We start from the raw sequence: 22,625 nt of genomic DNA, 5'->3' as shown, positions 1-22,625 counted from the left end.
TATCACCTTTATTTGCTAGAATAGTTGTTTTTCTCTTCTTCTTATATTTCGGCGTTTTACATCCAAGAGTTGAGGCTGTTTAAGAAGATTGTTATCAAATTGTTATCTTCTATTAATTGAATTGTTATCCGCAGATGGTATGGTTGTACGGTGCTTAAAACATGATTCGGGAGGAAACGAAATGAAAAAAATGCTATCGGCGCTTCTTGTAGGAGGAGCTTTATTTGCAAGTCCGGCAATGGGACACGCTGCGTTTGGCGACACGGTTTTAAAACAAGGGATGACAAATGATGATGTTGAACAAGTTAAAACGGTGTTAAAAGATAAAGGATTTTTAAAAGGCGAAGTATCGCGTTATTTTAATTATGAAACAAAAAAAGCGGTTATGGCTTTTCAAGAGAAACATAACCTAGAAGCAGATGGAATTGTTGGAGAGAATACATACAATGCATTAGGTAAAGGCGGCGTTGTAGAAGGCGAATCAGAAGTGAATACGGATAAAGTAATCAGCAAAGCAAAATCTTTAATGGGCACGCCGTACAAATGGGGCGGCACTACACCTTCAGGATTTGACTGTAGCGGATATCTTCAATATGTATATAAAGAAAGTGTAGGCGTTGATATTCCCAGAACGGTTGAAGATATCTATAAAGCAGGTGAAAATGTAAGTGAACCGCAGGTAGGAGATCTTGTGTTTTTTGAAACGTACAAAGAAGGGCCTTCTCATGCAGGTATTTATCTTGGAGACGGAAAATTTATTAACGCATCGTCTTCTAAAGGCGTGACAATTAGCGATAAAAATTCAAGCTATTGGAAAGAGCGCTATATAGGAGCAAAGCGTATTGCAGCTAACTGATTTATCATTTAATAGATACAAAAAGGCAAAGTCTAAGGGCTTTGTCTTTTTTGTATTGGTTTCAGTAGTAGGTAGGAGGTAGGTAGGGGATTCCCCTATACAAAATGGACTAGTCAAGTGCGTATTTGTATGGAAATACGACAAAAGTTCTGTCACCTTTATGATACAGCTTGTATATATTGATAAAGTAATCTCTCAGGTTACGTCAATTGTTATAGGTAATTTGAAGGGATAACAGTATAAAAAGGAGGAACAAAATTTATGTTTTTTTGTTGTTACCGTCGCTATGTAGAAAAGATAAAACACCTTTTGTTTTCAAATCGATTTGCTGAATTTATTCAGGAAAACACAAAGAAAGCAGTAGAAGAAGTCGTTTATTCTGACACGTTCAAAGAGTACGTAATAAGTATTATTAAAGAATCTCAAGAATCACCTTTTAAAGAAATTGCCGAGCAGTATATCGGACAGGAAGTTGTGATCGAAACGACAGCTGGTCCACTTGAAGGTGTGGTCACGTTTGTGGGAGATGATTATTTGGAATTAGTAGAGTCTCCAACGTCAACGGTATTACTGCCATTTACAAGCATTGTGACTATTCAAAGCGCTTAAACGAAAGGAGGAAAAAAATATGTTTCAAGATGCATTACGAGAAAATGTAGGTTCATTTGTGCAAATCATCACAGCTATTGAGGTTATTAATGGAACACTGCTTGCTGTTACGGACGCAGCGGCTGTTGTACGTACATCAAGCTCATATGGCGAGCCTGCAGATGTAACCATTCCATTAGTATCCATTACGTATGTTCGAATTTTCAGCGGAGTTGAGTGAGTTTGAAAGTATCAGTGATTATTCCAGCCTGTAACGAAGCTGATTCTTTGTTACCTGTCATTAAAGAAGTTCAAAAAATGAAGCCGTTTGAGATTATGGTCGTCGTAAATGGATCCAGTGATACAACACAGGAAATCGCCGAGGGTGCAGGATGCCACGTTGTTTATTATGAAGAAGCTCTTGGTATTAATATTGGAAGGGCCATTGGGGCTAAAAAAGCAAAAGGAGATATTTTGCTTTTTTTGGACGGAGATATAGCGGTTCCTCATGAGGAGCTGATGAAATATACGAAGGCTATAGAAACCGGTCATGATATAGCGTTGAACAACCTTTCATGGACTATGAAGCGGAAAGTGCGTCCGCATCCGGTTTCCATTGCGAAATACATGCTGAACTTATGCTTGCAGCGTGAAGATTTATCCATTCAAGCATTAACAGCTATTCCCCATGCTATCAAGAAAACATCGGCAGCTAAAATTGGATACGAGAAATTAGCTCACCCGCCTCTTGCTCATACGATTGCTCTTTTAAAAGGAATGTCAATCGTTGCACCGTGTTCTTCAGACGTTATTTATACCAATAAGATTAGAACTACCCACAAAACCATTCCTACCAATTCTCCTTTCCCTATTTCCACTAACTATATTATTGGAGATCATATTAAAGCGTTAGCTCATCTTATCGAAGAAAAAGGAATAAGAGGCGGGCTCACAGATGGTAATCGAAACCGAGAAGTTGTTTCCGCTTATACACCGAATGTAAAACGGAAAACAGGAGTTAAGTACAGTGCTGTTATTCCAGCAGGTGAAGAAAAAGAGACGATTGCAAACGTGATTAAAGAAGTAAGAAAAGCCGGAGTGGAGGAAATCATTGTGGTTGCCAACGGAGCCGATGAAGTAACGGTCAAACGAGCGATTGAAGCCGGAGCTACTGTTCTTCATTATAAGCAGCGCCTTGGACACAATGTACCTCGAGCAATTGGTGCGATGTACAGCAGCGGTGAAGTTTGCTTGTTCGTAGATGGAGATATTGTGATTTCCGCGGAACATTTGCGTCCATATTTAGAAGCGGCTGACCAAGGAGTTGATGTAGCGCTTAATAATTTAGAGTGTCTGCTTGACGAAGTGCATCCCATCCACTCTGTAAGCGCGGCGAAATATTTTCTTAATATTGTTTGCAAACGTCCGGATTTAACCATTAATACGACGACGGCGATTCCGCATGCAATTAAACGGGGTGTAATGGAGAAAGTAGGCTACGAATCTCTTATTATTCCGCCTTTATTCCAATTACAAAGTATTATGTACGGCTTTAATGTCCAGCCTGTTCATTTTGTGGATGTCGCGCGAACAAACCGGATTCGAAAAGAGCATATGAAAGTCAAGGGTTTGGCAGCATCAACGCAGCGAATCCTAGGTGATTATGTAGAAGCCATGGCGTACTATATCAGCCAAACCAGCGAAAGAGGCGAATTTCTCCCGGACATACGAAGACATGATATTTTGTTTGAGGTGTTGAAGAATGAATAAAAAAGTTGCCGTTATTGGTCTTGGGTATGTGGGGCTGCCTCTTGCTCTTTTGTTTGCTAAGAAAAACTATACCGTGATTGGACTTGATATTGACAAGCGGAAAATTGAAGCGCTAGGACAAGGGAAAAGCTATATTCCAGACGTAAGTAATGATGTGATTCAAAAGGAGAAAAATTTTCAAGCATATGAATTAAAAAAAGGTATTTCGGCATTTCAAGCCTGCGAGTATGTAGTGGTGACCGTACCAACCCCAATTACAGAAACGCACAATCCAGATTTAGGACCAGTTATTAGCGCATCTACTTTCTTAAAAGAATACATGGTAAAAGGGCAAACGATTATTTATGAAAGCTCTACCTACCCAGGTACGCTTGAAGAAATTGTTTTGCCTATTTTGAAAGATTCTAACTTGCAAGCAGGAATAGATTTTTATTTAGCTTATTCTCCAGAGCGAGTTGATCCGGCAAACAAGTCGTATGACATTGAGCATATTCCAAAAGTGATCAGCGGCTACAGCAAAGAGTGCCTTCATCATATACAGACATTTTACGGAAGTATTTTCCATAAGGTTGTACCTGTTTCTTCTCCAAAAGTAGCGGAAATGTGCAAGCTGTTTGAAAATATTCAGCGTCTGGTCAATATTTCATTGGTGAATGAAACAAATGAACTGTGCGAGGAATTAGGAATAGATTTTTATGAGGTCTTACAAGCGGCATCTACCAAGCCGTTTGGGTTTACTCCTTATTATCCAGGTCCCGGAATAGGGGGGCACTGCATACCTGTTGATCCGCTTTATTTCTTATGGAAACTAAAGCAAAATGGATTAACGAGCGAACTTATTGAAGCGGCTCATCATATTAATGAAGAAATGCCAAATAAAGTGATTAAACGGGTTGAAAAGCAGCTTAACGCAAATGAAAAGCGCGTGCTCGTGGTGGGCGTTGCGTATAAAAAAGACGTAAATGACATACGTGAATCGCCAGCGCTAACCGTGTGTGAAGGTCTTTTAGAAAAAGGGTATGAATTAAAGTATCATGACCCGTATATTGACTCTGCCGTCTTTAATAAGCAAACGTACTTTTCTGTCCCGCTCACAAAAGAGGAAATCGAAAAAAGCGATGTTGTACTGGTATTAACTGACCATAGTCAGGTGGATTGGTCAATCGTAAAAAATGCAAAAAAAGTTGTAGATACAAGAGGTATTTTAAATGAATGAAGCCGCTGAGTTATTCAGTGGTTCTTTTTTTAGGGGTGATATTAATGAAAACTCTTTCTGTCGTGCTGCCTGTTTACAACGAAGAAGACACGCTAAAGACCGTGCTTAAACAAATTAAGAAAGTGAATGTGCTTGAGATTATTGTAATCGCAAATGGCTGTACCGATGCTTCAGTAAAAATAGCAAAAGAAGAAGGGTGCATAGTAAAAGTAGTGGAAAAACGCCTTTCTCCCCATGAAGCAAGAATGGAAGGAGCCAAAGCCGCCAAAGGAGAGGTCGTCTTATTTGTAGACGGAGACATTATTCTTTCGGCTTCTGAGATTGAACGTTTTGTGCAGGCGCTGTTATTCGGACATAGTGATGTTGTACTAAACAAGTGGGAAAAAACAAAGATGAATACTTTTAATCGCAGTGAACTGACGTGGAGTACGGTCCTGCATCATGCGCTTGGAAAGCCTCATCGTGCCAACGCTTATTTAAAAGCACCTTACGGCGTGCTGCTGAGCGTATTAAAGAACTACTGGGAGATGCCGCCTCTTTCTTTATTTGTGACGTTTTTAACACAGTATCGTGTAAGCACGCATATTACGATTGAGACAGAGGGAAAGGGAAGCTTTCGCCCGTTTGATCGTCCGCTGCGCAGAAAAGAGCGAATTCAATCTTATCAGCAGCTTCTTCAAACATACTATACGCTGTCGTCGAATCGTAAAAGGCGAGTGGATATGCTTGCGCAGCCCATTCCAGTTGTGGAGCACGGCTGGGGGAAACTATCTTCTTTTTATGGAGGAAAACAGCTCTCTGTTATTATTCCGGTTTGCAACGAAGAACAAACAATCAAACAAGTAATTGCAGAAGCAAGAAAACTTGAACCGTTGGAAATTATTGTTGTGATTAACGGCTCTACGGATCAGTCAGAGAAGTACGCCAAAGAACAGGGCGTCAAAACTATCGTCTACGATGAGCGGTTAGGGCATGACTGCGGAAGAGCTGCGGGGGCACTTGCAGCAACGGGAGATATTCTTCTCTTTATAGACGGGGATTTTGCTCTTTCAGCTCAAGAGTTGTATCCGTTTGCTTCAGCGGTAGCGAGCGGTGTTGATGTAGCTTTAAACGTATGTGAAGATGAAGCGAAGCTCACGCATGTTGTGCAGGGGTGGAAGTACGTATTGAACGAGACAATAGGAAGAAAAGATTTATTAATGAGCTCCATGACTGCTGTTCCTCATGCCATAAGTAGAGAGTGCCTGGAGAAAATTAGGCCCGAATCTCTTGCTGTACCGCCTTTTGCCCAAATAAAAGCCATCATAGAAGGTTGTCATGTGCAGGCCGTTCACCATGTTGATGTAAATAAATTTAACCGATTTCGATATTCTGAACACCTATTATTAAAGAGCCATTCTGCTACGGCAGAACTTATTATTCAGGATCATATTTTTGCATTTCTCTCGTATCTTCAGCGCGACTGAGTAGGGAGTGTGGGTGGGGGCTCATTTACAAAAGAAACGTTTAAGATAAGGAAAGAAATTTGCTGATATCTTGTTTTTCTGTTCTAACCCCTTGAATTTGTTCACAGTTGTAACTAAAATTGTTACATGTGCAGACAAAAGTAAAAAAGGAGGAAAAGAAATGAAAAGCTATCAGCTTGGAACGTTTTTACTTCGTCTTATGTTAGGGCTAACGTTTTTTATTCATGGCCTTGGCAAATTCCAAAGCGGTATTGATAATACGGTCGGTTTTTTCCACAGCATGGGCATTCCTGCGTTTTTCGCTTATGCGGTTGCGGTTATTGAATTCGTAGGGGGAGCCGCTATGATTCTTGGATTTCAAACGCGTTTAATCGGTGTCTTGTTTGCAATTGTGATGATTGGCGCTATTTTTACAGCGAAAAGCGGTGCTGGTTTTACAGGCGGCTATGAGCTTGAGGTTGCCCTTTTTGTCGTTTCGCTTCATATGATTCTAGCAGGAAGCGGCGCGTACGCGTTAGACAACCGGTTACACAAACCAGAAGAACATTATTCTTAAAAAGGTAGGCGCTATGCGCCTACCCTTTTTTGTAAAAAATATCCTTCTATCGATTCATTTTTACTAAAATATACAGCTATCATTTTTAAGAAAATTCGTATATATGGTACTATTTGGTCATAGATGACTGCACAGTCATTCTATTTGAACGATACGGGGAGGTTTTAACATGAAAACCGAAAGAGAAAACGGAATTGTCCGTCAGGTGAATACAATTCAAACAAAAGAAGAGCGCTTTAATCCTTTTTCATGGTATGAAGAGATGAGAAACACCGCGCCTGTGCAATGGGATGAAGAAAGGCAGGTATGGGATGTTTTTCACTATGACGGGGTCAAAGAAGTGCTGGAACAAAAGAATATTTTTTCTTCTGATCGAAGACCTCCACAAAACCAAAGACAAACTGCTCTGGGAACGAGTCTAATTAATATTGATCCGCCTAAGCATGCTGAAATGAGAGCGCTTGTTAATAAAGCTTTTACGCCTAAAGCAATGAAAGCATGGGAGCCTAAAATTGCGCGTATTACAGCTGAATTATTACAAGAAGTTGAGCATCTTGAAGATATTGATATAGTCGAGCATCTGTCCTATCCGCTTCCGGTTATGGTAATTGCCGATATTTTAGGCGTGCCGATAGAAGATCAGCGTCAGTTTAAAGATTGGTCGGATATTATCGTAGCCGGTCCTTCTAATAACGAACGTGAAACGCTCGAAAAATTGCAGCAAGAGAAAATGAAAGCAAATGATGAGCTAGAAACTTATTTTTATCGAATCATTGAAGAAAAACGCACGCGTCCAGGAGATGATATTATCTCCGTGCTTCTTCAGGCAAAAGAAGAAGGGAAACAGCTAACGGATGAAGAGATCGTCGGTTTTTCTATTTTGCTGCTGATTGCTGGAAACGAAACAACCACAAATTTAATTTCAAATACGATTTATTGTTTAATGGAAGATAAAGCTTCTTTTGAACGACTCAAACGAGAGAAAGAACTTTTGCCTTCTGCGATTGAAGAAGTTCTTCGCTATCGTTCACCCGTTCAGGCTCTTCACCGAATCGTAAAAGAAGATGTGACTCTTGCAGGCAAGAAACTAAAAGCGGGCGAACACGTGGTTCCATGGATGGGATCTGCGCATCGAGACGCGGAGTATTTTGAAGACCCGGATGTATTTAAAATCGATCGAAAGCCAAATGTGCACATGGCATTTGGAAGAGGCATTCATTTTTGCTTAGGAGCACCCCTTGCTCGAATAGAAGCAAAAATTATGCTGGCCGAGCTGATTGACCGCTATCCGCAGATGGACTGGAGCCCGTCATTTGAGTTAAAGCCGATTGAAAGCACGTTTGTGTACGGATTAAAAGAATTATTGATTCGTAAACATGTATAAAAAAAGCACGCTTTGCGTGCTTTTTACTCTTTCACTGCTTGAATTCTCGCTTCAGCAATTTTATCCGTATGATCATATCCCCATTTAAACATCAGCTCGATAATAGGGATGAGCGTTTCTCCAAAAGGTGTTAAATAATATTCTACTTTAGGCGGAACTTGTTTATAGACTTCGCGGTGGATAATTCCGTCGCGCTCGAGTTCGCGAAGCTGCAGTGTGAGCATTCGCTGCGTCACGCCGGGAATGAGTCTGCGCAGTTCATTAAAGCGCCGGCGTTCCTTTGATAATTGATATAAAATGACGCTTTTCCATTTGCCTCCGACTACATCAACGGCTGCTTCCACAGGGCAAGAATAGCCGTGAGGCTCCCATTTTGTTAAGTCGTATTTCATAGTGATTACTCCTTTTATCAGTGAGTTCAGCTGCATTTGTGCTGTTTATACTATAGCACGTCTTATTTGATAAAAACATGGAAATGATTCATGGAATTATTGACGGAAAATTAAAAAAGTAATGGAAATAATTATGAGTTTGTTGTATGATGAAACTATGAAAATAACTTTTCTATTAAAAAGCGAAATATTTTGAAAGCGCTTTATTTATAAAGGACGACAGGGGAAAGGGCGGAGGAATGATGAAAAGATTTATCAAAGTAGAAAAAAGAAATCACGTGGCGGTTGTACGAATGAATCAGTCAATGCTCAATCGTTTGAACAGTGAAGTCATGTATGAGCTGCAAGAAACGATGAATGAGCTTCAGCACGATGCGTCGGTTGGATCTATTGTATTTATGGGAGAGTACTATAAAATGAACGGAGATCATAGAACAACTTCTTTCCTACGTGAAGAAACAGGAAGGCTTTATCAGCCGATTCATGCAGTAGCAGCTCGGGCGATTTTTCAGCGTATTTCATGCAGCTCCAAACAAACGATTGCGCTTCTTACAAACTTTACATTTGGCGGAGGGTATGAGTTAGCTTTAGCGTGCGACGTACGAATTGCAGAAGAACCTGTACAGCTCAAGTTAACAAACGGCATGACCGTTAGTGCGCAAGAAGCATGTAATATGGGCAAAGTGCAGCACGTTGTGCAAAAAGGAAAAGGATTAGAATATTCACTTGCGCTGAACGCATTAGAAAAGGAAGCTTAAAAAACGCTTTCACTTTATTTTTATAAAGTGAAAGCGTTTTATTTTATTTTGTTGATAAAAAGGTATTGAAAATTCTGAAAAAAGGAGTAGAATGATAACAAATCTACTTATTTTAAATAAGCAAAGGAGCTGGTATCAATGCCATTCATTTTTAAAGAAGCGGTAGTCGGATTGTTTACAGCGGCAGCAGCAGGTTTACTGGCGTTTCAAGGGGTAGAAGTGGTGTCAGCCATCATTCATCTGCTAACTTTTTGGAAACAGTAGTAGCTAATAAGTAGAGGAACGACCTATAAAGATAAGGGGCTTGAGACTTTCTCAGCCCTTTTTGTTGTGGAGTTCATTATTTTTCAGTATACTAACGGTGGAAATTAAGACATAATATGGTTACATAGCAGGGATTTACGAACTCAGTAGGGAAGTATGTAGACTCTGAAAAAAATAAACAACGATCGCTTTTACCCGGTAACAAGTTTTGTTATCGGGTAACGTGTGTAAGGGGTGTGGATAAGTGAAAGACAAAAATTTAACAGAAGAACAGCAGCGAGTTGATTGGGTAGTAGAAGAAATTAGCCAAAAAGCTGAAAAAATAGGTAAAAGCGTAGGAAACGTAAAAGGCGAAATTGTCGATTTGCGAAGCACGTTTTGGGACGATGTTACGGTTAATATGGATGAGCCAGATGACGTGATTGAGACATTTACGAGCATTAAGCAGCAGGCAGAACTTTTAGCTGAGCGTGAAATTACCCATAGACAAGCGTATGATCAATTAAAAACATTGAAAAAATTAACGCAATCCCCTTATTTTGGACGTTTTGATTTTATAGAAAATGGTGAAAAAGAAGCAGAAGCTATTTATGTGGGCGTGGGCTCTTTAATGGATCAAAAAGATGAAGAGTTTTTAATTTATGATTGGCGGGCGCCTATTTCGAGTCTTTATTATGATTATTCACCGGGAAAAGCGCAGTACGAAACGCCAGGTGAAGCGATTAAAGGCGAGATGAAGCTAAAGCGTCAGTTTATTATCGAAAATAGCGTAATTAAAAGCATGTTTGATACAGGGATTACCATTCGCGACGAGCTGCTTCAAGAAGTGCTCGGACACAATGCAAGCAGTCAAATGAAAAGTATTGTAGCGACCATTCAAAAAGAACAAAACCAAATTATTCGAAATGAAAAAAATAAAGTGCTGATCGTTCAAGGAGTAGCAGGGAGCGGTAAAACGTCTGCGGCTCTTCAGCGCGTGGCTTATCTTCTCTATCATCACCGAAAGCAGCTGACTGCAGAAAACATGATGCTGTTTTCACCAAATCCGCTTTTTAACAGCTACGTCTCAACCGTTCTTCCAGAGCTTGGAGAAGACAATATGAAACAAACAACGTTTCAGCAATATGCCGATGGCCGGTTAGGAAACGAGTTTGAAGTGGAGGACTTGTTCGTTCAAATCGAATATTTGCTAACGGAAAAAGATGCTGCGGCAAAAAAGCAAAAAATGCAGGAAATTCGCTACAAGGCAAGCCGTGAATTTAAAAAGCAGGTAGATGCGTATATCAAAGAACTGTCTACTAAAGACATCATTTTTAAAAACATTAAGTTTCGCGGCGAAATCGTGTTATCTGCTCGGCGTTTGCTGTCTTATTTCTATTCGCTTGATACGGGAATTTCCATTCCTAACAGGATGCAGCTCGTAGCCGAGTGGGCGCTTAAACTCATTAATCAGCTTGAAAAACTTGAACGCAAAAAAGATTGGGTTCAAGAAGAAATTCAGCTCTTAGAAAAAGAAGATTATGTAGAGGCCTATCAGCATCTGCAGAAAAAGGAAGGCTATACGGAAAGCTCATTTGATGATTTCGACCGGGAACAAGCGTATTTAGCAAAGGCCGTTGTAGCTAAGAAAATGAAATTTATTAAGCAGGCGATCAAGCAGCTTAAATTTATCGACATTCGACGTATCTATATGCAGCTGTTTGAAAGGAGGCACCTTTTTCTACATGTAGAAGGATGGGAAGACACTGCTAAAAATACGGTGCAAAGAGTCATGAACATGAAGCTGTCTTATGAAGACGTAACGCCTTACTTATATATAAAAGATCAAATTGAAGGGCGCAAAGCTAATCCTGTCATTCGCTATTTGTTTATTGATGAAGCACAGGACTATTCACCGTTTCAGCTGGCGTTTTTAAAAGAGCTGTTTCCGCATGCCAGAATGACGCTGCTTGGAGACTTGAATCAAGCGATCTATGCGCACGCCTTGAACGCACCGACTATTCTTTCAAGCGAACTGTACGAAGAGAAAGAAGCAGAAACGCTGACTCTTACGAGAAGCTACCGATCAACACGTCAAATTGTCGAGTTTTCAAGGGATATGGTAGCAAACGGTCATTTAATCGAGCCGTTTAATCGAGACGGTGCGAAGCCAACCGTTACGGCTGCAGATAACGTCCAAGACCTTCATGAGGCAATCATACACAAAATTAATGAATTGAAGCAGCAAAACTATAAAACGATTGCCGTTATTGCCAAAACAGCTGAGGAAAGTCTTCAGGCATTCCAAGCACTTCCTGAAGCGATGTCTGCAAGGCTGCTGACAAAAGAAACAAGTTCATTTGAAAAAGGCATGCTTGTTCTGCCAGCTTACTTAGCAAAAGGAATTGAATTTGATGCTGTCATCATTTACAATGCGTCGAGTGAATGTTACCAAGATGAATACGAGCGTAATTTATTTTATACGGCATGCACAAGAGCGATGCATGAGCTGCACCTGTTCTCGCTTGGTGAAATCAGCCCGTTTATATCAAATAAAGAAACTTATGAATACCAAGCACAATAAAAAGAAGACGGCCGGTGTTCTGATTATCTGAGAAAGTAACAGTAGGATTAGTAAAGGAAATCGAGGATGAAATCGCAAAGGTTTTGTCCTCGTTTTTTTATTTAAACGGATTCAGCTTATTTTCATTGCTTAATTAAAAATTGTTTGGTTAAATTTCCGCTACTATAAAACGAATCAGAAGGACAGTAAAAGGAGGAGTTTTATATCCAATATTTACGAATAAATGTATTACTCATCCTTATAATAAGTTTATTTTTCTTCGGGATTGTTCTTTTTTCTTATAAGTTATTTGCTGCGGGAATGTTGCCCATCATAGGCATGCTTTTTATCTATGCTTTAACCTCTAAATATCGTTCAACAGTTTCTCTTTTTCTATTCTTCTTAATAGGAACATGTATGTTTCAAATAGGAAGCAATTATTTCATTGAATGGGATCTATCTAAAGAGATGAAAATCATTGTAAACAGAATTTTACTTCTGTTCATCATAGGTGGACTATTGCTTTCCATTTTGTTGTCCAAACAGAAGGTATTTCTTTTTGCCTCATTACCAGACTGGCAGAAACGTATAGTGATGCCATATCATTCGATTAAGCTAACGTACTTTTTAATGTTTGGTCTGATTGGTTCGGCTACAATCCTTGTACCGTTACTGTTCGTTGAAGATATAAGCTATACAAAATCATTCGTCATATACGGTATAGTATTCTCCGTTATAAACGCTATTTTAGAAGAGTTTCTTTGGAGAGGGATCATGTTATCTCATTTAAAGAGTAATCTTTCCACTTTTTATGCTGTTTTCATTACGAGTATTGGATTCGGTCTTTTGCACATATCAATAGGAATTCCTGTAATCATGAGTTTACTTTTTTCTTTTGGTGGACTTTTCTATGCATTTGTCGTTTTAAAGACGAAAAGCATATACCCGGCCATAGTTTTTCATTTTATTATTAATTTAGGTATGGTCTTTAACGGATGGATATTTTAGCATCTTGCACCAAGAAGCTCAGAGCTATATATCGCTCTGAGCTTTTTATGAGCTATTACTGTTGTATATTGCCTGAACTGTTTACAGTAGGCCGCCTTCTTTTTATTGACTTTCAAAATGCAGTAAATACTTCACTAAATAAAGGCCTGAGTTTGTTTTTTCTTGAAGAGGAATGGTCAGGCATGTGACGTAATAATACCCGTTTGGAATATCGTAGCTTAAAGTTTCAGATAAGACACTTTTGATTTCAATCCCGTCGCTTTCGACGTGAAAAGGAAGGCGAGTGGTCTTTTCAGCCCGTGATGCGTCTGGAGTTTCGTTTACCCACACTTCAATAATGGCTTTTGTGTTCGATACGGCTTCAAATGAAATAGCTTTATCGTCTGCGACATATCCTTTTTGAATATCTTCATCACTCCAGTCGTGATGGGGCTTTGGCTGTCCTTTTTGAAACAGCGTAAACTGATGATAAGACATGGTTAGCTCTTGTTCTTTCCATTTTGTTTTCATGATTTCACCTCTTCAAAGTAAAGCTTGTTCTGCTATTATTGAACGATAAATTGTACGCGTGTGCCATCTGGATACTGTTCTAACTGATTTCCAACCCATGAGCCGGCTCCGCGGTTATCAGAAGGTGAAATATAGCGAATGTCAGCTCCTGCTCCGCCTTCTTCGCACATAGCCATTGGCCATTCATCACGGTCATAGCCTGTTTTTGTTGGATATCCTTTCAGGGATTCTTCTCGGTTCGCTTCAGCACCTTCGCGATCAATTGTGCAAACGGCAGAGTGCCCAGCGGCAATTGCGTCACGAATATGATTACCCGTTTCAGGATATCGGTCTAACGGAAAATAAAGCGTCGCATCATAGTTTACTTCAGCTTCCGTTTTTTCAGGAGCTAAAAAAGCCGCATGTCCCATAAACCCTAAAATACATGCCATGATAATGAATAGACTTGCCATTAATTTTTTCCCGTATGCAGCCATCTCAAACCTCCAGTGTAAGTCGTTTTTACAGCTTAACTATACTCTCAGATTGCTAAGTTTAGATTACAGGACAATAAATACGGTGTAAACAAGTATTAACATTTATGTGAAAATGATCTTTTTTTCTTATCTGTAAGGAGTAGAAAAGCTCCTTAATATTCCGGGAATTATACTTTTTATTGTGAACCTGCTTACCAGTCAGGTTAAATGTAGTGTGAAGAGGTAGGTAACGAAAAGAAATCTCAGCAGTGCAAAAAAGAGTAAACTTCCTTTACTTGACATCATACCCTAATAGGTATAAAGTTGTGTATACATTTACTTCTTGCGTACAGCTTAAAAGCAAGAAACGCAATCATGTATGAGCGGAGGTAGTAGTATGATGGAATATGATAAGCAAGTTAAAAATCGTTTGAAACGTATTGAAGGTCAGTTAAAAGGTGTCTTAAATATGATGGAACAAGGAAAAGACTGCCGTGACATTGTGACACAGCTCTCAGCAGCCAGAAGCGCAATTGATCGCACGATGGGTGTTATTGTCAGCACCAATCTTGAACAATGTGTAAGAGAAAGCATTGAAAAAGGCGAGAATACCGAAAACTTAGTAAAAGAAGCAGTAGAGCTGTTAGTAAAAAGCAGATGAGACATTCGTTTCATCTGCTTTTTGTTTTTATTGTACGCTGCTCATAAGGATAAAAACCGCTGTTCCTAAACACAATACGGATAGGAACAGCGGTTTTTTAGGTTTATCTCGTTTTAAGAACAGGAAAGATATATGGAGAGAAAGGAGGAGGTCAAGGTGAGTGATGACAAAAAGTCACCAGCATATAATCATACGGAAATTCATCATAAAATTGAGGCTTCTCCAAAAGCGCCGGGAATCAAAGCTGCTTTTCGCTTTAACCACGCTTCTTCTCCTTGGGTAAGAGGAATTAGCTCAGGCTTGTCTTCAAGTTTACCGATTTTAATAGGGATTTTGTTTGATCATTTGCAGTACGGACTCATTGCAAGCATTGGCGGCTTTACATATTTATATACAAAAGATGAGCCTTATGCGCAGCGTGCCGTTAAGTTATTTTTAGCTTTGCTTGGCGTTACACTGTGCTTTACACTCGGCTCGTTATTTGCTGACATAGCTTGGATGAAAACTATTTTATTTGGTCTTATTGGAGCTGTATCGGTTTATGTTTTCGGAGCGTTAAAAATTCCAGGGCCTTCTGCCATGTTTTTTGTCCTTTCATTTGCTGTGAGTACGAGCATTCCAGCGCCGAATTTGCAGGCTGTTTTTTTGCACGCAGGACTCGTTTTTTTAGGAGGAGCACTATCTTGGTGTATTAGCATGAGCGGCTGGCTTATTAATCCGCGCGGACCTGAAACCGCTGCTGTGGCGAAAGCGTACAGGCAGCTAGCTTCATTTGTCGGGTCTCTTGGTACGGAATCGTTTCACGCCGAGCAGCATAAAACGGTTGTGGAGCTTCGGGCAGCGGAAACGGCGATGAAACAAGCGAAAATTAATCGGAAAAAATCATCGTTTGCGCATCGCCTGTTTTTATTAAATCAAAAAGCCGAAGGGCTGTTTATCTTTGTAATGGCCGCTGCGAACGATTTTAATCCGGCTGTTTCTAAAAAGGCACAAGCGGTGATTGAAACGTTCGCATCCGAAATGGCCACGTTAAAAAAACATAAAAAAATCCGAGACGTGCGTGAAGAAATTGAAGAGCTGTCCATCAAAGAAGAGCTGCGCACATTATTATTGGATGTAAATGACGTTCTTCAAATGAAGGAATTAAAAGAAACGGAGTACATTCAATTTTCACAAGGCAGCGTAAAAACACGGTTAAAAGCTGCTTTTCACAAACGTTCGTATGTGCTTAAAAACGCTTTGCGCTATGGAATTATTATGATCATTGCCGCAGCCGTTGCCTACACGACAAATATTCCTAGGTCTTACTGGATTCCGCTTACGTGCGCGGGAGTGATGCTTGGAGCAACCGTTCGTGCAACGGTTCAGCGAGGTATTCAGCGTTCGGTCGGAACGATTTTAGGTATTTTAATTGGGACCGGAATTTTAATGCTTGAGCCCACAGGAATCGTGATTGCACTCATTGTCTTTGTGCTTCAATCGACAATCGAGATTGTAATTGTTAAAAACTACGCTCTCGGCACGCTCTTTATCACGCCAAATGCTCTTTTAATCGCTGAAAGCGGTCATCCGGATAAAGCGATTAGCTACTTTACGTCTGCTCGGGTGATTGATATTGTTATTGGTTCTATTATCGGAGTGGTCGGTACGGTATTAGTTTTTAAACGAGCTTCTTCGCTTCGTTTGCCGTATTTGCTCGGAGATGTGATACGAAAAGAAGGACAGTTTTTAGAAATGCTAAGCACCGAACAAGATGAAGAAAGAATTAAACGAGAAAGAAATAAGCTTCAAGGGGAACTCGTTAATCTTCGGGCCCTGTACGATAATGTGATTGGAGAATATTCTAAAACGGCCGTCAAACTAGAAGGATTGTGGCCTGCCGTTGTCGCTACCCAGCAGTTAGGTTATATGCTTCTTGCGTCGTTTGAAGGATATGAGCTGTCAGAAACGGAGAAACGAGAGCTTAAGGAAACATTTGCTCAGCTAGCTGCAGCAGCTGAGCAAAAACGAGCGCCAAAGCTTTCAAGTGTTCCAGCCCTGAAACGATACCCAATTATTCAAGGAGAAATAGTCGCTTTATATGAAAGTCTGCAGGTGGAGATATAAAAAGCACGGAACCCAGGGGCTCCGTGCTTTTGTTTTTACATATCCACAACTTCATTTACCGTTTTATTTACATCGTCACGCGTCATTTTTTCTTTTCCTTTCATCAAGGCGTTTAATGTTCCATCAGCAAGCGCTAACGGAATTTTACAGAAATGAAGGATCGGAAGCGATTTGACATCTTCTAAATATTTCTTTCCTAGTGAAAGATTGCGGCGAGCGTAGGCAAACATATCTTCTCTGCTCCAATTGTTAGGAAAGAAGCTGACTCCGCGCTCTGAATCTTCCGAGGTATTACGCAGGATATTAACAGACTGCAAGCCGCGTCCGAACGCAATAGCTAATTCTTTGTCTGTCTCTGTGCCGTCATACCATTTCCAAATGTCATTAAGCATCACACCTACTAGACCAGCTACGTAGAACGTATAGTCATCTAAATCCGCTTCATTTTGAATATGCCAGTCTTTTTCTACCCAATCGGCCATTCCTTTGGCCATAATAGAAGTTGCATCTAATACTTGATCTGCAACTCCAGTCGGACAAAGCGCAATCCAGTTGCCGAGCTGAAGCGTTACGTCAGGTAAATCAGCTTGATAAGGACCTACTAATGCCATGTACTCGTCTTCGTTAAAAGACTTTTTTAACAGGTCACTAATGTCGTAAAGCAAGCGGCTTTTTACACCGGCTTCTAGCTCAGGGTGATCTTCAATTTCATCAATTGCCCTCATACATAAGTAAGCAGATCCTACTGCATCCTGCAATTCTGCCGGTAAGTGGCTAATTGGAATAAAAAATGTTCGGCTTGTCTCTTTTAACATCACCATTGCGTTGTCGCGTAATTTGTTGGGTACACTCATTGATAACTAGCTCCTTTTTACATATCCACATGTCAAATTAGTTTAAGTTTTCATCTTATATACTATAGTAACAAAAAATGAGCATTTAATGGAGTTTAAAGATTACTTATTAACGATATTGTCATTATTTTGTAGTATTTGAACAGAGAAACTTGTAACATATACAAGTTTACACTACGATAATACTCGTTCCTTCTTCGTTTTACAGAAATAAATGGTTTATTTTTAAGAAAATTGCTGTCATGCTAATGAATTAGATGAGCTTTTAAGAGAGTATTCAACAGTAGGTTATACATAATATATAGGACAATACAGAGGTGAATGTATGAAAATTTTAATTGTAGAAGACGATGATAAAATATATGAATTAGTGAAAGAGAAATTTGAACAGTGGTCATTTGAAGTGGCTGGAGTAGAAGACTTTCAAAAGGTAATGGAAGTATTTATTGCAGAAAGCCCAGAGCTTGTTATTTTAGACGTGAATTTGCCTGTATATGACGGGTTTTACTGGTGTCAGCAAATACGTGCAGTTTCAAAAACTCCTATCGTCTTTCTTTCCTCTCGTGAACATCCAATGGATATTGTTATGGCAATGAATGTTGGGGCAGATGACTATATTCAAAAGCCGTTTAACTTGGATGTTCTTGTTGCTAAAGTGCAGGCGCTTCTGCGCAGAACGTATTCATATGGAGATACGATTTCGGACGTTATCGAGTGGAACGGCGCGGTGCTAGACTTAAAAAAAGGAAGTTTGCATTACAACGACCAAGAAATTCATTTAACGAAAAATGAATTTTTTATTTTGCGGCTTCTTTTGGAAGAACGAGGCAAGATTGTATCGCGAGAAGAGCTTATGCGAAGGTTATGGGAAGATGAGAAATTTGTAAGTGACAATACGCTTTCTGTCAACATCACACGCATTCGCACCAAGCTGGAAGAAATCGGGCTGAATGATAAAATTGTGACTAAAAAAGGCCAAGGATATTTGGTGAATTAAGATGTGGAAAAGTTTTTTAAGAGAAAGACTAAGCTGGATTTTATTTGTTCTTATATGGCTGAGTGTAATCGATGCTCTGCTGCTGCTTGAGTATGATATTAAGGTGTCGTCCACTTCGTTTTGGTATTTAAATCTATTAACGCTGTGTCTGCTGATTCTGTTTCTTTTATGGAGAGGAATAAAAGAAAGAAGATTTCTAAAAAAGTTGAGCTTAATGATGCGGAATGATGCGTACGATTTGCAAGAAATGCAGCCATATGTTCGAACAAAAGCAGATGAAGACATGCTGAGTTTGCTGCAGCATATAGATCGTGTGTATCGCAGACAAACTCATGGTCTTCACGTACAGCAGAGAGAGCAGCAGGAATATGTAATGACTTGGGTTCATGAGATCAAGACGCCGCTTACTGCGATGAAGCTGCTTATTAATGCTCATCGTACAGAGCTTTATAAATGGCCTTGGCTAAAGGATATTGAAGATGAGTGGATGAAAATTGACGGATTAGTAGATCAGAATTTATATTCTGCACGCCTGCAGTACTTAGAAAAAGATTATCAGGTGCAGGCAGTGTCGCTAAGCGAACTTGTTTTTCCAAACGTTGCGTACTTCTCAAAATGGTGTATTGAAAAGAAACTGCATATTGATGAAAAAAAACTAGACATACTGGTACACACTGATTCAAAGTGGATGCAGTTTGTTGTGAGGCAAGTGCTGTCTAACGCCATTAAATATAGTCCTCTAGAAGGAAAGCTTTCTTTTTTTAGTGAAGAAACTCCAAAGTACGTAAAGCTATTTATCGCTGATCAAGGAAAAGGGATTCCAACTCAAGATCTTCCCCGGGTTTTTGAAAAAGGATTCACAGGAAATGCGGGAAGAAAAACGAAGGGAGCTACGGGGCTAGGGCTGTATTTTTCAAAAAAAATTACAGATGCTCTTGGCCATCGAATAGAAGTGAATTCACTTTTACACGAAGGCACCACGGTGATCTTGACCTTCTACAAACCGAATTCTTTTGATAACCTTTCAAAAATGTAAGATTGCACGCTGAGATTGTCATCTGCTTCAAACGAATCTTTCCTTGTTTCAAAGTAAGATAGAGCTATACACAAGGAGGGAACGTACATGAAGCGAAAGTGGATTAGCCTCTTAGCTCTGCTTTTGGTTGTAGGAGCAGGTATAGGAGGAATAAAGATTTATCAAAAAGCCGCAACGGAGCATCAATACGGGATTATCCCAAAAGAAGCAAAAAAAGTGGATGAGTATGGACGAGTTCAATATACCATTTCAGTGATAAACGAAAAAGGACAAACAACGTTTCAAACATTTACAACGATTAAACAGTTAAACGAAGGAACGGTTATTGACCTTTTTGTTCGAGGCAATGAAGTTCGAAAATATGACATTATAACAAAGAATGAGCTGCCGCAGCGAGTGAAAAGCGTGTGGCCTACAAAAGAACGAAAGGAGGAGGAAAAGTGAGCGTTGTTCTTGAAGGAAAAAATGTAACCAAAACGTTTGGATCAAGAGGAAATGTATACGAAGCGCTGAAAGGCATTGATTTTACAATCGAAGAAGGAGAGTTTGTCGGTATTATGGGACCATCTGGAGCGGGAAAAACGACGCTGATGAACATTCTTTCAACGATTGACCGTCCCACCGACGGCGAGATATGGATTCAAGGAGAAAACGTGGCGCTCATGAAAGATAAGAAGCTGTCTGCTTTCAGACGCAATCATTTAGGGTTTATTTTCCAAGATTATAATTTATTGGATACGTTAACGGTAAAAGAAAATATTCTTCTGCCGCTTACGGTTACAAAAATGTCTAAGAAAGAGATGGAAGCGAAGCTTAAAGACACCGCAACGCGACTAGGCATTTATGAGCTGGCGGATAAGTATCCGTATGAGATTTCTGGCGGACAAAAACAGCGCGTTGCAGCAGCGAGAGCAATGATTACGAATCCAGCTGTTATTTTCGCCGATGAACCTACCGGAGCTCTTGATTCCAAAGCTGCTTCAAGCCTGCTTGAAAAGCTGTCGCAATTAAATCAAGAAGACCGTGCCACGATTATTATGGTGACGCATGATCCGCTGGCTTCAAGCTACTGCAGCCGCGTGCTGTTTATTAAAGACGGACAAATTTACACGGAGCTGTTTAAAGGCGAACAAACGAGACAAGCATTTTTTAAACGAATTATGAACATTCAAGGCGCATTAGGCGGTGAAGGCTATGATCGTATTTGATCTTGTTAAAAAGAATATGCGCAAAAATATTAGCCGGTACAGCCTTTATTTCTTTTCAATGATTTTTAGTATTATTGTGTACTATGTGTTTGCTACGCTTCAGTACGACCAATCGATTTCAAAGGTTATTGGAGAAGAGCTGAGGCTGCAGGGCATTTTTAATGCTTCAAACTACGTTTTGCTTACCTTTATTGTTGTCTTTATTTGGTACACAAACTCATTTTTTATCAGGCAGCGTAAGAGAGAGCTCGGGCTGTATCATTTAGTCGGCATTGAAAAACGTACGATTGGAAAAATGATTTTTTATGAGAATATGCTGCTGGGGATTTTTTCTTTGGTGGTCGGTATTTTACTAGGTACCGTGTTTTCAAGGCTATTTGTGCTGTTTTTACTAAAGCTTATGGGACTGTCGCTTTCTATTACGCTCACATTTTCTTTTCAAGCGGTTTTAAAAACAGCCGTAGTGTTTTTGCTTGTTACCATTTTTATATCGTTTCAAGGCTATTTTATTATGTACCGCTATACGCTATTAGATCTGTTTCAAGCAGAAAGTAAAAGTGAACGCGTAAATAAAATGAATTCGAAACGCTCAATTGCAGTGGGAGGACTGGGTATCTTACTCGTTGGCTACGGATACTACCTTTCATCGGGAAACATTGTGACGCCTAAGTTTTTTCTAATTGTAGCCGTTGTACTGTTCTCGGTCATTTTTGGTACATTTTTACTTTTTAAAGCCACAATTGAGTGGCTGATGGGGCTTTACCGAGAGCATGCAAGCCGATATTATTCGTTTGCAAATATGCTAAGCGTTTCTACCATGATGTATCGAATTAAAGCAAATGCACGAGTGTTAACCCTAATTACGATTTTGTCGGCTACTACACTTGTAGCAGTTGGTGTGACGTATTCCTCGTACTATAATACAAAAGCCGACGCCAGAAGCATGCAGCCTTATGACTATACGCTGCACAGCAAAAAAGCAGCGCAAGAATTTATGGATGTACTGGATGAGCTAGATATCCAATCAAGTCGGTATGTCTATCATATCGTGAAGCACTCTGCTGATTTATCGGATTTTCGATTTATTACATCGGGCTACTATAAAGATAGGGAACAAATCAGTTTTTTAGATGAAGAAGAAGTGCGGAAAAATGGCGTTTCGGTTCCTGCGCTAAGCGCAAACGAAACTGTTATTTTTGATTCAATGGCAAAAGGAAAAGTGTTTAAGCCTAGTACAGGTAAAACCGCAGCTGTGCAGCTGAACAAATCAGAAGAGCTTACTTTAAAAGTCGTTAAATCCGAGCCTTTGCTCATTCTTGATTCTGACAGTGCCGGCTATCAGTTTGTAGTCCACCACGATACATTTAACAAGCTTTTAAAAGCTGGACAAAAGCAAGCGGTGTACGTATTTAATACCGATGATGGAAACAAACAGAATGAACTTGCTAAGAACTATCATCAAATCGCAAAAGAAGCTGGCGAAAGCCGTACTTCATACTATGATGTGTTTCAGGCAGGCTTAATGAGTAAAGGATTGTTTATTTTTATTGGAGGGTTTTTAGGGCTCGTCTTTTTGATGGCAACGGGCAGTATTATTTATTTTAAGCAAATCTCTGAAGCGGAACAAGAGCGCAAAAGATTTGAAGTTCTGCGTAAGCTTGGGTTTTCAGTGTCTCAAATGATGAGCGCCGTTCGAAAGCAGCAGCTGTTTACGTTTGGTTTGCCTTTAGTGATTGGCATCTTGCACAGTCTATTTGCGCTGAAGGTCATTACGAACCTAACCGGTGAAAGTCTGATAGTCCCTGTTTTAATAGCGGATGCAGTATACGGGATTATTTATTTCTTTTTCTACTGGCTGACAATGAATTACTACCGAATGGTAATAAAGCGACTATAAAGAAAAGACTGTTTCGATCAAAGAAACAGTCTTTTTTGGGTTGGGAAAATAAAAGGTATGGAGTAATGAAATCCTGAATATAAAAAAAGGGTATATAAAAA

The 22,625-nt window shown here is 39.8% G+C and carries 23 protein-coding genes; 19 read left to right on the top strand and 4 right to left on the bottom strand.

The features are described 5' to 3' along the window. The first annotated feature begins 181 nt into the window (after window positions 1-181). The 8 genes from AC3WJG_RS03465 to AC3WJG_RS03430 all read left to right on the top strand — a co-directional run bounded on the left by AC3WJG_RS03465 (window position 182) and on the right by AC3WJG_RS03430 (window position 7,836). Entirely contained in the window at window positions 182-856 is a 675-nt protein-coding gene (locus AC3WJG_RS03465) for a C40 family peptidase (RefSeq protein ID WP_014458683.1), read from the top strand. A 261-nt stretch (window positions 857-1,117) separates the two neighbouring features. Next, window positions 1,118-1,465 (top strand): DUF2642 domain-containing protein, encoded by a 348-nt coding sequence (locus AC3WJG_RS03460; RefSeq protein WP_043978439.1) that lies wholly within the window; start codon window positions 1,118-1,120, stop codon window positions 1,463-1,465. Window positions 1,466-1,484: 19 nt separating this feature from the next. Then, on the top strand, window positions 1,485-1,685 hold the full coding sequence (locus tag AC3WJG_RS03455) for a hypothetical protein (protein ID WP_098526149.1): 201 nt from the start codon (window positions 1,485-1,487) through the stop codon (window positions 1,683-1,685). A 2-nt stretch (window positions 1,686-1,687) separates the two neighbouring features. Continuing rightward, entirely contained in the window at window positions 1,688-3,214 is a 1,527-nt protein-coding gene (locus AC3WJG_RS03450; protein WP_492587973.1) for a glycosyltransferase family 2 protein, read from the top strand. Further along, window positions 3,207-4,430: a nucleotide sugar dehydrogenase gene (locus AC3WJG_RS03445; protein WP_336075345.1), complete on the top strand. Its 1,224-nt coding sequence runs from the start codon at window positions 3,207-3,209 to the stop codon at window positions 4,428-4,430. Before AC3WJG_RS03450 ends, AC3WJG_RS03445 begins: the two co-directional genes overlap by 8 nt. A gap of 44 nt (window positions 4,431-4,474) precedes the next feature. Further along, complete coding sequence (locus AC3WJG_RS03440) at window positions 4,475-5,896, top strand: glycosyltransferase family 2 protein (RefSeq protein ID WP_337133986.1); 1,422 nt, start codon at window positions 4,475-4,477, stop codon at window positions 5,894-5,896. 160 nt (window positions 5,897-6,056) lie between these two features. Continuing rightward, window positions 6,057-6,452 (top strand): DoxX family protein, encoded by a 396-nt coding sequence (locus AC3WJG_RS03435; protein WP_098526152.1) that lies wholly within the window; start codon window positions 6,057-6,059, stop codon window positions 6,450-6,452. 169 nt (window positions 6,453-6,621) lie between these two features. After that, window positions 6,622-7,836, top strand: a complete 1,215-nt coding sequence (locus AC3WJG_RS03430) for a cytochrome P450 (RefSeq protein ID WP_043978453.1) — start codon at window positions 6,622-6,624, stop codon at window positions 7,834-7,836. Window positions 7,837-7,859: 23 nt separating this feature from the next. On the opposite strand, the gene AC3WJG_RS03425 is transcribed toward AC3WJG_RS03430, so the two are convergent. Further along, a complete protein-coding gene (locus AC3WJG_RS03425) occupies window positions 7,860-8,228 on the bottom strand; it encodes a winged helix-turn-helix transcriptional regulator (protein WP_102812918.1) in 369 nt (122 codons plus the stop codon). A gap of 239 nt (window positions 8,229-8,467) precedes the next feature. On the opposite strand from AC3WJG_RS03425, the gene AC3WJG_RS03420 reads away from it, so the two are divergent. From AC3WJG_RS03420 to AC3WJG_RS03405, 4 genes are all read left to right on the top strand, one after another. Further along, window positions 8,468-8,986, top strand: a complete 519-nt coding sequence (locus AC3WJG_RS03420; RefSeq protein WP_223272391.1) for an enoyl-CoA hydratase/isomerase family protein — start codon at window positions 8,468-8,470, stop codon at window positions 8,984-8,986. Window positions 8,987-9,124: 138 nt separating this feature from the next. Beyond that, entirely contained in the window at window positions 9,125-9,250 is a 126-nt protein-coding gene (locus tag AC3WJG_RS03415) for a hypothetical protein (protein WP_016765178.1), read from the top strand. 244 nt (window positions 9,251-9,494) lie between these two features. Next, window positions 9,495-11,813, top strand: a complete 2,319-nt coding sequence (gene helD, locus AC3WJG_RS03410) for an RNA polymerase recycling motor HelD (RefSeq protein WP_060747185.1) — start codon at window positions 9,495-9,497, stop codon at window positions 11,811-11,813. Between the two features lie 396 nt (window positions 11,814-12,209). Next, complete coding sequence (locus tag AC3WJG_RS03405) at window positions 12,210-12,800, top strand: CPBP family intramembrane glutamic endopeptidase (RefSeq protein WP_102812917.1); 591 nt, start codon at window positions 12,210-12,212, stop codon at window positions 12,798-12,800. A gap of 102 nt (window positions 12,801-12,902) precedes the next feature. On the opposite strand, the gene comJ is transcribed toward AC3WJG_RS03405, so the two are convergent. Continuing rightward, complete coding sequence (gene comJ / locus AC3WJG_RS03400; RefSeq protein ID WP_028411020.1) at window positions 12,903-13,310, bottom strand: competence protein ComJ; 408 nt, start codon at window positions 13,308-13,310, stop codon at window positions 12,903-12,905. Between the two features lie 35 nt (window positions 13,311-13,345). Continuing rightward, window positions 13,346-13,720: a NucA/NucB deoxyribonuclease domain-containing protein gene (locus AC3WJG_RS03395; RefSeq protein WP_225049535.1), complete on the bottom strand. Its 375-nt coding sequence runs from the start codon at window positions 13,718-13,720 to the stop codon at window positions 13,346-13,348. 445 nt (window positions 13,721-14,165) lie between these two features. Between AC3WJG_RS03395 and AC3WJG_RS03390 the strand changes: the two genes are divergently transcribed. Continuing rightward, window positions 14,166-14,426, top strand: coding sequence for a metal-sensitive transcriptional regulator (locus tag AC3WJG_RS03390; RefSeq protein WP_013058561.1), 261 nt, complete (start codon window positions 14,166-14,168; stop codon window positions 14,424-14,426). Window positions 14,427-14,582: 156 nt separating this feature from the next. Further along, entirely contained in the window at window positions 14,583-16,532 is a 1,950-nt protein-coding gene (locus tag AC3WJG_RS03385) for an FUSC family protein (RefSeq protein ID WP_098526154.1), read from the top strand. A gap of 35 nt (window positions 16,533-16,567) precedes the next feature. Here AC3WJG_RS03385 and AC3WJG_RS03380 read toward each other — a convergent pair whose 3' ends face one another. Next, window positions 16,568-17,386 (bottom strand): squalene/phytoene synthase family protein, encoded by an 819-nt coding sequence (locus tag AC3WJG_RS03380; protein WP_028411023.1) that lies wholly within the window; start codon window positions 17,384-17,386, stop codon window positions 16,568-16,570. Between the two features lie 325 nt (window positions 17,387-17,711). On the opposite strand from AC3WJG_RS03380, the gene AC3WJG_RS03375 reads away from it, so the two are divergent. The 5 genes from AC3WJG_RS03375 (at window position 17,712) to AC3WJG_RS03355 (ending at window position 22,524) form a co-directional block, all read left to right on the top strand. Next, a complete protein-coding gene (locus AC3WJG_RS03375; RefSeq protein WP_028411024.1) occupies window positions 17,712-18,383 on the top strand; it encodes a response regulator transcription factor in 672 nt (223 codons plus the stop codon). Window position 18,384: 1 nt separating this feature from the next. Beyond that, window positions 18,385-19,419 carry a sensor histidine kinase gene (locus tag AC3WJG_RS03370; RefSeq protein WP_337133987.1) on the top strand — a complete coding sequence of 345 codons (1,035 nt, stop codon included), beginning with the start codon at window positions 18,385-18,387 and terminating at the stop codon, window positions 19,417-19,419. Between the two features lie 87 nt (window positions 19,420-19,506). After that, window positions 19,507-19,863, top strand: a complete 357-nt coding sequence (locus AC3WJG_RS03365; RefSeq protein WP_337133988.1) for a DUF1093 domain-containing protein — start codon at window positions 19,507-19,509, stop codon at window positions 19,861-19,863. Beyond that, window positions 19,860-20,627 (top strand): ABC transporter ATP-binding protein, encoded by a 768-nt coding sequence (locus tag AC3WJG_RS03360; RefSeq protein ID WP_028411027.1) that lies wholly within the window; start codon window positions 19,860-19,862, stop codon window positions 20,625-20,627. The genes AC3WJG_RS03365 and AC3WJG_RS03360 overlap by 4 nt, the downstream gene beginning before the upstream one ends. Continuing rightward, window positions 20,614-22,524 (top strand): ABC transporter permease, encoded by a 1,911-nt coding sequence (locus AC3WJG_RS03355; RefSeq protein WP_492587970.1) that lies wholly within the window; start codon window positions 20,614-20,616, stop codon window positions 22,522-22,524. Before AC3WJG_RS03360 ends, AC3WJG_RS03355 begins: the two co-directional genes overlap by 14 nt. Window positions 22,525-22,625: the final 101 nt, after the last annotated feature.

The organism is Priestia sp. FW507-14D1A (assembly GCF_058781295.1).
This window is presented reverse-complemented; position numbering and strand designations above follow the sequence as displayed.

What these genes read in the sequence shown, in the direction of transcription:
- AC3WJG_RS03465 (WP_014458683.1), top strand. Translation starts at nt 182, where the DNA reads ATGAAAAAAATGCTATCGGCGCTTCTTGTAGGAGGAGCTTTATTTGCA.
- AC3WJG_RS03460 (WP_043978439.1), top strand. Translation starts at nt 1,118, where the DNA reads ATGTTTTTTTGTTGTTACCGTCGCTATGTAGAAAAGATAAAACACCTT.
- AC3WJG_RS03455 (WP_098526149.1), top strand. Translation starts at nt 1,485, where the DNA reads ATGTTTCAAGATGCATTACGAGAAAATGTAGGTTCATTTGTGCAAATC.
- AC3WJG_RS03445 (WP_336075345.1), top strand. Translation starts at nt 3,207, where the DNA reads ATGAATAAAAAAGTTGCCGTTATTGGTCTTGGGTATGTGGGGCTGCCT.
- AC3WJG_RS03440 (WP_337133986.1), top strand. Translation starts at nt 4,475, where the DNA reads ATGAAAACTCTTTCTGTCGTGCTGCCTGTTTACAACGAAGAAGACACG.
- AC3WJG_RS03435 (WP_098526152.1), top strand. Translation starts at nt 6,057, where the DNA reads ATGAAAAGCTATCAGCTTGGAACGTTTTTACTTCGTCTTATGTTAGGG.
- AC3WJG_RS03430 (WP_043978453.1), top strand. Translation starts at nt 6,622, where the DNA reads ATGAAAACCGAAAGAGAAAACGGAATTGTCCGTCAGGTGAATACAATT.
- AC3WJG_RS03425 (WP_102812918.1), bottom strand. Translation starts at nt 8,228, where the DNA reads ATGAAATACGACTTAACAAAATGGGAGCCTCACGGCTATTCTTGCCCT.
- AC3WJG_RS03420 (WP_223272391.1), top strand. Translation starts at nt 8,468, where the DNA reads ATGATGAAAAGATTTATCAAAGTAGAAAAAAGAAATCACGTGGCGGTT.
- AC3WJG_RS03415 (WP_016765178.1), top strand. Translation starts at nt 9,125, where the DNA reads ATGCCATTCATTTTTAAAGAAGCGGTAGTCGGATTGTTTACAGCGGCA.
- AC3WJG_RS03405 (WP_102812917.1), top strand. Translation starts at nt 12,210, where the DNA reads ATGTTTCAAATAGGAAGCAATTATTTCATTGAATGGGATCTATCTAAA.
- comJ (WP_028411020.1), bottom strand. Translation starts at nt 13,310, where the DNA reads ATGAAAACAAAATGGAAAGAACAAGAGCTAACCATGTCTTATCATCAG.
- AC3WJG_RS03395 (WP_225049535.1), bottom strand. Translation starts at nt 13,720, where the DNA reads ATGGGACATGCGGCTTTTTTAGCTCCTGAAAAAACGGAAGCTGAAGTA.
- AC3WJG_RS03390 (WP_013058561.1), top strand. Translation starts at nt 14,166, where the DNA reads ATGGAATATGATAAGCAAGTTAAAAATCGTTTGAAACGTATTGAAGGT.
- AC3WJG_RS03380 (WP_028411023.1), bottom strand. Translation starts at nt 17,386, where the DNA reads ATGAGTGTACCCAACAAATTACGCGACAACGCAATGGTGATGTTAAAA.
- AC3WJG_RS03375 (WP_028411024.1), top strand. Translation starts at nt 17,712, where the DNA reads ATGAAAATTTTAATTGTAGAAGACGATGATAAAATATATGAATTAGTG.
- AC3WJG_RS03370 (WP_337133987.1), top strand. Translation starts at nt 18,385, where the DNA reads ATGTGGAAAAGTTTTTTAAGAGAAAGACTAAGCTGGATTTTATTTGTT.
- AC3WJG_RS03365 (WP_337133988.1), top strand. Translation starts at nt 19,507, where the DNA reads ATGAAGCGAAAGTGGATTAGCCTCTTAGCTCTGCTTTTGGTTGTAGGA.
- AC3WJG_RS03355 (WP_492587970.1), top strand. Translation starts at nt 20,614, where the DNA reads ATGATCGTATTTGATCTTGTTAAAAAGAATATGCGCAAAAATATTAGC.